Raw genomic sequence first — 9,124 nt, forward strand, 5'->3', positions numbered from 1 at the left:
CGCAGCGTGCCGCCCCACGGCGCCGCGCCGCGCAGGCAGGCGAGCAGCGCGCGCGCCGCGCCCGGATCGGGGCCGGCCACGCACACGACCTCCCCGCCCCACACGGCGAGCGACGCGCCGCGCAGCGTCCACGTCCCGTCGGGCCCCGGGACCCAGAGTCCGCGCGCGTCGGCGAGCGCGCGCACGCGCGGGTCGCGCGGGCGGTGGTGGAGGGCGGAGCGCACGCCCCACGGTGCGTCCCGCCGCGCCCCGCGCCGCGGCCGGGGCGACGCGCCCCGGCGCGGCGTTACGCGGTCGCCGTGGCGCGCCGCCCCTCGTGGAACGCCGTGATGGCGTCGATCAGCGGCGCCGGGTCGTAGCGCACCGGGTCGGTCGCCGGCAGCCCGGTCTCGCGCTCGGCGGCCGCGATCGCCGCGCGGGCGTCCTCGTCCGAGAGGTCGAAGGTGTTGAGCGCGATCGCGATCACCGGCGCCGGGCGCAGCGGCGCGGCGACCTGCTCGTGCAGCCGCACCAGGTCGGCCAGCGGCGGGATCGGCACCCACTCCTGCTTGGCGATCGCGGTGCGCGACGGCTGGTGGCAGAGCACCATCGCGTGCGGGAGCGACCCGTGGAGCAGCCCGTAGGTGACGCCCGAGTAGCTGGGGTGGATGATCGACCCCTGCCCCTCGACCAGCACGATGTCCCCCTTCTCCGCCCCCTCGAGCGTCAGTCGCTCGGCGGCCCCGCCGATGAAGTCGGCCACCACCGCGTCGACGCCGATCCCCCACCCCTCGACGAGGATCCCCGTCTGGCCGGTGGCGGCGAACGCGACCCGCTGGCCGCGCGCGCGCATCGCGTCGCGCAGCTGCAGCTGGGTGGTCATCTTGCCGATGTTGCAGTCCGAGCCGACGGTGAGGATCACCGTCGCGTCGACGCCGCGCACGCGGCCGGCGGAGACGCCGAGGTCCGCCGGCGGGCGGCGCAGGTCGTGGATCGTCGCCCCGCCCTCGGCCGCGGCGTCGGCGATCAGCGGGTCGTCGCTCAGGAAGTAGTGCAGCCCGCTCCACACGTCGAGGCCGCGCCGCGCGGCGGCGGCCAGCGTGTCGCGCCACGGCTGCGGGAGCTGCCCGCCGGCGGGGGCGATCCCCACCAGGACGGCCGTGGGCCCGAGCGCGAGCCCCTCCTCCAGCGTGGCGACCACCGGGATGCCGCCGCCGAAGCCGAGGACGTCCTCCGCGGTGCGCCCGGCGTGCGCGGCGTCCCACACGCCGACGACGCGCTCGGGGGAGTAGCGGATGCAGGCGTTGGCCGTCTTCGACGACATCGGGCCGAAGTGGCCGTCGGCGAGGACGAGGAAGCGCACGGGGCGGTCGGCGTTCATGGCGCGCGGGTTCGGTTCGGGGTCGGGAGCGTCGTCGCGGCTCCGCGCCCGAACTTAGGCGGTCCGCCGCGCCCGCGCGCGCTCGGCGAGCGCGATCATGTCGACGCGCGGCGTCGGCGCGACCAGCACCCCCTCGCCGTCGGCCGGCGGGACGCGCAGCACCAGCGGCTGGTCGCGCGTCGCGCGGCGGAACCCCTGCCCCTCGTAGATCCGGTTGCTGAGGATGCGGCGCACGATGACCAGCGTCGCCGCCAGCGTGGGCACCGCGACCAACAGGCCGGCGGGGCCGAGCAGCTTCCCCACCACCAGCACCGCCATGATCGAGAGCACCGGCGGCACCGGGACGCGCTTGATGCGGCGCGCGGTGATCAGCGGGAGGACGAACTGCCCCTCGATCACGTGGATCACGATCCCGAGGGCGATGACCGCCAGCGCCCGCGTCCCGCCGTCGGGCCCCGCGAGGACGAACAGCGCCGGGAGCACGCTGGACACGAACGTCCCGAAGAAGGGGATGACCGCCACGGCGCCGGTGAACACGCCGAACGTCAGCCAGTACGGGACGCCCAGGACGTACAGGCCGACCGCGGTGAGCGCGGCGAGGATGAACATCCCCAGCAGCTGCCCCACGATCCACGAGCGCAGCGTCACCGCCAGGTCGCGCAGCACGTCGCGCACGAGGTCGCGGTGCACCGGCGGGAAGAGGGCGATCAGCCACTCGCGGTAGAACTCGGGGCGGAGCGCGAGGTAGAGCGACATCACGCCGACCGAGATGACGTTGATGACGCCGTGGCCGATCCCGATGACCTTGGGCACGAGGTCGGCGAACAGCGCCGCGCCCTGCTCGTAGACCGCCTTGAGCAGCCGGTGGTTCTCGGGGCGCCACGTCTCGGCGACGCCCGGCACGCGGCGCACCGCCTCGTAGATCCCGCGCTCCCAGGCGCCGACGTAGGCCGGCAGCACGCGGACGAGCGCCTGCGTCTGCTCGACGACCGGCGGGACGAGGAGCCAGACCAGCCCCGTGACGCCGGCGATGGTGAGCGCGACGGCGAGGAACAGCGAGACGCGGCGCGGCAGGCGGGTGCGGCGGGTGATCGCGTCGGCGACCGCGCCCAGGTACAGCGAGAGGAGGATCGCGAGGAACAGGAGCAGCAGGACGTCCGCGACCGTCCCGAACAGCCAGAGGAGCAGGACTGTCAGGACGGTCGCGGCGAGCAGGGGGGCGAAGCGGAAGCGTCGCACCCCCTCGAACACGGCCGGGGCGCTCACCCCTTGGGCCGGCCCTGCGTCAGCTCCTCGAACTCGGCCAGCAGCTCGGCCTCGCTGGTGTTGTTCTGCTGCTGGGGCGCGCCCTGCTGCATGGGCGGCACCGGGGCGCCGTTCGGCTGCTGCGCCGGCGCGCCCGAGCCGAGCGCCTGGCGGGTGGGCGTGCCGGCGCCGAGCTGGCGGTCGGCGGCCGGGGCGGCGGCGGGGAGCATCCCCATCTTCTGCTTGAGCGCGAGCAGGCGCGTGTCGGCGTCGCCGGAGCCGGCGCCGCGCGCGAGCTGCTTGAACTCGGACTCCAGCTTGTCGCCCTGGAACTCCTGGTCGATGGTCGCCTCGGCGGCGATCATGCGCACGTTCGTCTCGATCTTCTCCTCCATCCGCGCGAACGCCTCGAAGGCGCTCTTCTCGGAGAGGGAGGACATCGTCTGCTGGATGCGGCGCTGCGCCTCGGCGCGGCGCTGCTTGGCGAGCAGCAGGTTCCGCTTGCGCTTGGCCTCCTCGATCTTGTCGGCGAGGTCGCGCAGCTGGACCTTGAGCTGTTCGGTCTGCGCGAGCTGCGCCTGCCATTCGGCGAAGTAGGCCTCGGAGCGCTCGGCGTACTCGGTCTGGCGGAGGAGCGCCTGCTTGGCGAGGTCGTCGCGGTCGGAGCGCACCGCCAGCTCGGCCTTCTGCTCCCACTCGGCGGCCTGCTGCCGCTCCTTCTCGAACTGGTCGCGGAGCTTGCGCTCGTCCGCGATGGCGACGGCGACCTGCTGCTTGGCCTTGATCAGCTGGTCGTTCATGTCCGTGATCAACGTGTTCAGCATCTTCTCGGGGTCTTCGGCCGAGGAGATGAGGTCGTTGATGTTGGACCGGACGAGCCGGGAGAAGCGGTCGAAGATGCCCATGCGTCAGCGGGCCTCGTGGAGGGCGTCGGGCGAGAGGGCCCGGTGGGTGCCGGTGTGCACCTGGCCGTCGCGGATGGCGACGAGCTCACGCAGGTGCGAGCCGAGGGCGATGGTCATGCTCTCGAAGCAGGCGCGGAACTCCTCGTAGTCGAGGTGCCCCAGCTCGAGCGCTTCGCTCAGCACGACGGTGTCGCGGTCGATGCCGTAGGCGCCGTGGAGCAGGTCGGTGGCGTTGAGCTCGAGCAGGCGCCGCGTGAGCTTGTTGCAGTGGCCGTCGTCGGCGGGGAGCTCGGTGACGTTGGCGCGCAGCAGGACCACGGGCGGGGCGTAGGTGACGGCGATGTCGAAGTCGAGCGCGCCGCCGGGCCGGACGCGCCAGAGCCCGGGCGCGACCTCCGTGTAGCTCACGCCTTCGGCGCTGAGGTGGTCGAGAAAGCGCTCGAGTTCTTCCCGTGAGACCATGCGGGCACCTGTCTGTTGTAGGGGGTCGCTGGCCCTACGGCCGAGCCGGGGCGTGCGGTTTCGGGGCGCCCCCGAAGTTAGCCCGGCGCCGCGGGGGCGGACAGCGCGAAAACATCTGGCAGAGCGCGGGCGGGGCCCGCATCTTGGCGGCGGCCGCCGTCGGCGGCTCCCCCCTCCCCGCCCCGCCCTCCGTGTACCTCGCCTGCGCCGTCTTCGGCGGCCTGCTGCTCCTCCTCCAGCTCGTGGGCGGGTTCGTGGGCGCGGACGACGGCCACCACGGGCACGGCGTGCTGCAGCTGCCGTCGCTGCGCGTGCTGGCGGCGGCGCTGGCGGGCTTCGGGCTCGCCGGGATGGGGGTGCGCGCGACCGGGGCCTCGCCGGGGCTGGTCGCCATGTCGGCGGTGACCGTCGCGCTGATCGCCGGCGTGGCGGTGGCCGCGCTGACGCGGCTGCTGCTGCGCTTCGAGCGCGACGGCACCGTGCGGCTGTCGGGCGCCGTGGGGCGCCCGGCGACCGTGTACGTCCCCATCCCCCCGGCCGGCGCGGGCGTCGGCAAGGTGCAGCTGGCGCTGCAGGGGCGGGTGGTGGAGGCGGCCGCCGTCTCGGGCGAGCCCGCCGCGCTGGCCACCGGGGCGCCGGTGGTCGTGGTCGACGTGACCGACGGGGCGACGCTGGTGGTCGTCCCCGATCCCTCCGCATCCGGAGTCCTGCCGTGATCCTCGCCCTGCTGCAGCTGCCCGAGTCCCTCTCGTCCGGCGAGGTGCCGTCGAGCGTGTTCGCCGCCGGCGGCGCCGCCCTCGCGGCGGTCGTCGTCTTCGGGATGGTCCTGTTCTTCGCCAGCCGCTACAAGCGCTGCCCCGCCAACAAGATCCTCGTGATCTCGGGGAGCGTGGGCGGCGGCAACGCGGCCAAGTGCATCTCGGGCGGCGGCGCGTTCGTCTGGCCGGTGATCCAGGAGTACGCCTACCTGGGCCTCGAGCCGATGCGCCTCGACGTGCCGCTCGGCGACGCGCTGTCGCTGGAGAACATCCGCATCAGCGTGCCGGCCGTGTTCACCGTCGCCATCGGCACCGAGCCCGAGGTGCGGCAGAACGCCGCCATCCGCCTGCTCGGCATGACCCCCGAGTCGATCGAGGGGACGGCGCACGACATCATCGTCGGCCAGCTGCGCGCCGTGATCGCGGCGATGAAGATCGACGAGATCAACCGCGACCGCGACGGCTTCCTGCACAAGGTGCAGAGCCAGCTGGAGCCCGAGCTGCGCAAGATCGGCCTCGTGCTGATCAACGTGAACATCAAGGACCTGCGCGACGCGTCGGGCTACCTCGAGGCGCTCGGCAAGCAGGCGGCGCAGCAGGCGATCCAGCAGGCGCGCGGCGACGTCGCCGAGCAGGAGAAGCTGGGCGAGATCCGCGTGGCGCAGGCGGAGCGCGAGAAGGTCACCGCGGTGGCCGACGCCGAGAAGCTGCGCGAGATCGCCCTGCGCGAGACGCTGCGCGAGCAGGCGGTGCGGCTGGCGGAGCTGGACAAGGAGCAGGCGGTCGGCGAGCAGACGGCGGCGCTGGAGCGCGACGCGCAGGTGAAGGACGCGCAGCGCACGCAGTCGATCCGCATCGCGCAGCTCGACAAGGAGCAGCGGATCGCCGAGCAGACGGCGGGCTTCGAGCGCGAGGCGGCGGTGGCGGCGGCGGACCAGAAGAAGCGCGTGGCGATCGCCGAGGCCAACGCGGCGGCCATCGCCGGCGAGGCCGACGCGCAGGGGCGGATCGCGGCCACCAACTCGGCGCTCGCGGTGCGCAACGCCGAGGCCTACCAGACCGCCGAGACGCGCAAGCGCGAGGCGGAGGCGGCGGTGCAGGAGGCGCAGAACCGCGCGATGGCGCGGGCCGCGCTGGCCGAGGCGGAGCGCGTCGAGGCGGAGCAGCGCGCGCGGCTGGAGGCGCCGGCGAAGGCCGAGAAGGCGCGCACCATCGTCGAGGCGCAGGCCGAGGCGGAGCGCGCGCGCATCGCCGCCGACGCCGAGGCGGCGGCGCGCTACGCGGTGCTGGAGGCCGAGGCGAAGGGGCAGTTCGAAATCATGAGCCGCAAGGCCGACGCGATCGCGCGCATGGTGCAGGCGGCCGGCGGCGACCCGAAGGCCGCGTTCCAGCTCATGATGGTCGAGCAGCTGCCGCAGCTCGCCGAGACGGCGGCCAGGGCGATCTCGAACATCAAGTTCGACAAGGTCGTCGTCTGGGAGGGGGGGAACGCCAGCGGCGACGGGGCGGCGGTGGGCGGCTCGGCGGGGTTCATCCAAAACCTCGCGCGCTCGATGCCGCCGATGATGCAGGTGCTGCGCGACGTGGCCGGCGTCGAGATGCCGAGCTTCCTCGGCACGATGACGCCCGACGCGCCCGGGGCGGCGAGCCTGCCGCCGACCGTCGTCACGCCGGCCTCGGCGCAGGCCGAGGTGTCGGGCGCCGGGAGCGCTACTCCGACCGCTTGATCTGGACGAGCCGCTCGCGGGCCAGCCGCCGCCCCGTCGGGGTGGCGGCGAGCCCCCCGCCGGCGGTCTCGCGGTAGCGCACGTCCATCGCCCGCCCGATCTCGCCCATGGTGTCGATCACCTCGTCGGCGGGGATGGCGAACTCGACGCCGGCGAGCGCCATCTCGATCGCGGCCAGCGCGATGGCGGCGCCGGTCGCGTTGCGGAAGACGCACGGCAGCTCGACCAGCCCTCCGAGCGGGTCGCACACCAGCCCCAGCGTCCCCTGCTGGGCGAGGGCGACGGCGTGCAGCGCCTGGCGCGGCGTGCCGCCGAGCATCTCGGTGGCGGCGCCGGCGGCCATGCCGGCGGCGGCGCCCGTCTCGGCCTGACACCCGCCCTCGGCGCCCGAGAGCGACGCGCGGTCGGCCACCACGGCGCCGATGAGCCCCGCCGTCGCCAGCGCGTCGACCAGCGCCTCGTCGTCGATGCCGCGCGCGTCGGCGAGCCCGGTGAGCACCGCGGGGAGCACCCCCGCCCCGCCGGCGGTCGGCGCCGCGACGATGACGCCCATGGCCGCGTTCACCTCCTGCACGGCGAGCGCGCGCGCCAGCACGTCGCGGAACGGGGTGCCGGCGAGCGGGCCGGCCGGGCCGGTGCGCAGCTTGGCGGCGTCGCCCCCCACGAGCCCGGAGGCGGAGCGCAGGTCGCCGGTCAGCCCCTGCGCGACGGCGCCGCGCATGACGGCGAGCGCGCGTCGCAGCGCGTCGCGGATGTCCTCGACGGGACGCCCGGCGTCCGCCGACTCGGCGGCCAGCGCGACCTGCGAGAGCGAGAGCCCGCGCGCCTCGGCGTCGCGGACGGCGTCGGCGAGGGAGCGGTACATTATCTCGGACCCTTCACGGGGTTCAGGGTCGCCGCGCTCACGCGGCGACCTTATCCAGCCGGAACGCCCAGCGCACCCACGGCAGCGCGCGGATCTCGTCGCGCACGCGCTCGTCGGGCGGCTCGTCGATCTCGAAGACCATGAACGCGTCGCCGCCGCGCTGCCGCCGGCTGACCTTGAGCGTCGCGATGTTGAGCGCGTGGTCGGAGAGGATCGTCGCGATGCGCGCGATCGAGCCCTTCACGTCCTCGGCCACCAGCACGATCGTGTGGTAGCTCCCCGTGACCTCGACCGGGTAGCCGTCGATCTCCGTGACCAGCACGCGCCCGGCGCCGAGCGACGAGCCGACCATCACGCTCTCGCGGTCGCCGCGCCGCACCGTGAGGCGCACCGTGTTGGGGTGCACCTCCGCCTCCTCGCCGAGCGTCGTCTTCTCGAAGCGGAAGTCGAGCTGCTCGCGCTCGGCGATGTCGAGCGCGGTGCGCAGCCGCTCGTCGTCGGGGCGGAAGCCCATCAGCCCGCCGACGATCGCCTTGTCGGTGCCGTGCCCCTCGCCCGTGCGCGCGAACGAGCCGTGCAGCTCGATGCGGGCCTGCTGCGGCGTGCCGCCGACGAGGCAGCGCGCGAGCAGCCCGAGGCGGCAGGCGCCCGCCGTGTGCGACGACGACGGGCCCACCATGACGGGGCCGATGATGTCGAGCAGGGAGACCATGGGAGGGATCCGGGTGGCGGTCGACCTTGCAATCTAGCCACGCTCCGCGTGCGTGCGGCGCCGTGGTACAGTCTACTCTGGACAGCCTCCGGCGGCCGTCCTACCTTCGCCCCTGCCCCCCCACCCCGGCGGCGCCGCGTCGCCGCCGGCGGGCACCGGCCCTACCACGCGGGTGCCGATGGTCAGCGTCCACCAGGAGCTGCAGGTCGCGCTGGGCGACCGCTACCGCGTCGAGCGCGAGCTCGGGCGCGGCGGCATGGCGACGGTCTACCTCGCCGAGGACGTGCGGCTGTCGCGCAAGGTCGCGGTGAAGGTGCTCCACGCCGACCTGGGGACGGCGCTCGGCCCCGAGCGGTTCCGGCGCGAGATCGACATCGCGTCGCGGCTCAGCCACCCGCACATCCTCGCGATCGAGGACTTCGGCGAGGTCGGCGGGACGCTGTACTACGTCATGCCCTACGTGAGCGGCGAGACGCTCGCCGCGCGCATGCAGCGCGAGGGGATGATGCCGGTCGAGGAGGCGGTGCGGATCACCTGCCAGGTGGCGCGCGCCCTCGACCACGCGCACCGCCAGGGGATCGTGCACCGCGACGTGAAGCCCGAGAACATCCTCTTCGAGGGGGGCGAGGCGGTGCTGGCCGACTTCGGCATCGCGCGCGCCATCGCCGACCAGGAGACCAGCCAGCGGCTCACCAAGACGGGGCTCACGCTCGGCACGCCCGTGTACATGAGCCCCGAGCAGGCGACCGCGGAGCGCGCGCTCGACGGGCGCAGCGACGTCTACTCGCTCGGCTGCGTGCTGTACGAGATGCTGGTGGGGCAGCCTCCGTTCGTGGGCCCGACGGCGCAGGCCATCATCGCCCGGCAGATGCTCGGCGAGGTGCCGTCGATCACCGTGGTGCGCGGCACCGTCCCCGACGAGGTCGAGGACGCGGTGATGCGGGCGCTGGCGAAGAACGCGGTCGACCGGTTCGCGACGGCCGCGCAGTTCGCGGAGGCGCTCGAGGACTCGATGCACACCGGCGGGCGCTCGCTCGGGCGCGCGGAGCGCCGGACGCGCACGCGCCGCCCGCGCGGCGCGGCGGCGGGC

At 74.5% G+C, this 9,124-nt stretch carries 9 protein-coding genes and 1 pseudogene; 3 read left to right on the forward strand and 7 right to left on the reverse strand.

Annotation, left to right across the window (positions count from 1 at the left end; all coding sequences use genetic code 11):
- From PYV61_RS15280 to PYV61_RS15300, 5 genes and pseudogenes are all read right to left on the reverse strand, one after another.
- A pseudogene (locus PYV61_RS15280) lies at positions 1-224 on the reverse strand (ABC transporter ATP-binding protein); the annotation flags it as partial.
- Positions 225-286: 62 nt separating this feature from the next.
- On the reverse strand, positions 287-1,360 hold the full coding sequence (locus PYV61_RS15285; RefSeq protein ID WP_275833067.1) for a DUF1611 domain-containing protein: 1,074 nt from the start codon (positions 1,358-1,360) through the stop codon (positions 287-289).
- A 54-nt stretch (positions 1,361-1,414) separates the two neighbouring features.
- Complete coding sequence (locus PYV61_RS15290; RefSeq protein ID WP_275833069.1) at positions 1,415-2,626, reverse strand: AI-2E family transporter; 1,212 nt, start codon at positions 2,624-2,626, stop codon at positions 1,415-1,417.
- Positions 2,623-3,510, reverse strand: a complete 888-nt coding sequence (locus tag PYV61_RS15295) for a PspA/IM30 family protein (RefSeq protein WP_275833071.1) — start codon at positions 3,508-3,510, stop codon at positions 2,623-2,625. Before PYV61_RS15295 ends, PYV61_RS15290 begins: the two co-directional genes overlap by 4 nt.
- Positions 3,511-3,513: 3 nt before the next feature.
- The gene (locus PYV61_RS15300) at positions 3,514-3,918 is read right to left on the reverse strand and encodes a hypothetical protein (protein ID WP_275833073.1); all 405 of its coding nucleotides are present in this window, start codon (positions 3,916-3,918) and stop codon (positions 3,514-3,516) included.
- Positions 3,919-4,115: 197 nt separating this feature from the next.
- Between PYV61_RS15300 and PYV61_RS15305 the strand changes: the two genes are divergently transcribed.
- Positions 4,116-4,688: an NfeD family protein gene (locus PYV61_RS15305; RefSeq protein ID WP_275833075.1), complete on the forward strand. Its 573-nt coding sequence runs from the start codon at positions 4,116-4,118 to the stop codon at positions 4,686-4,688.
- A complete protein-coding gene (locus PYV61_RS15310) occupies positions 4,685-6,457 on the forward strand; it encodes a flotillin family protein (protein ID WP_275833077.1) in 1,773 nt (590 codons plus the stop codon). Before PYV61_RS15305 ends, PYV61_RS15310 begins: the two co-directional genes overlap by 4 nt.
- Here PYV61_RS15310 and sdaAA read toward each other — a convergent pair.
- The gene (sdaAA, locus tag PYV61_RS15315; protein ID WP_275833079.1) at positions 6,441-7,322 is read right to left on the reverse strand and encodes an L-serine ammonia-lyase, iron-sulfur-dependent, subunit alpha; all 882 of its coding nucleotides are present in this window, start codon (positions 7,320-7,322) and stop codon (positions 6,441-6,443) included. The two genes, PYV61_RS15310 and sdaAA, sit on opposite strands and share 17 nt — an antisense overlap.
- 37 nt (positions 7,323-7,359) lie before the next feature.
- Positions 7,360-8,034, reverse strand: coding sequence for an L-serine ammonia-lyase, iron-sulfur-dependent subunit beta (gene sdaAB / locus PYV61_RS15320; RefSeq protein WP_275833082.1), 675 nt, complete (start codon positions 8,032-8,034; stop codon positions 7,360-7,362).
- Between the two features lie 178 nt (positions 8,035-8,212).
- Between sdaAB and PYV61_RS15325 the strand changes: the two genes are divergently transcribed.
- Positions 8,213-9,124 (forward strand): serine/threonine-protein kinase (locus PYV61_RS15325; protein WP_275833084.1); only part of this gene is annotated, 912 nt, incomplete at its 3' end.

It is taken from the genome of Roseisolibacter sp. H3M3-2, assembly GCF_029211165.1.
GTDB lineage: Bacteria > Gemmatimonadota > Gemmatimonadetes > Gemmatimonadales > Gemmatimonadaceae > Roseisolibacter.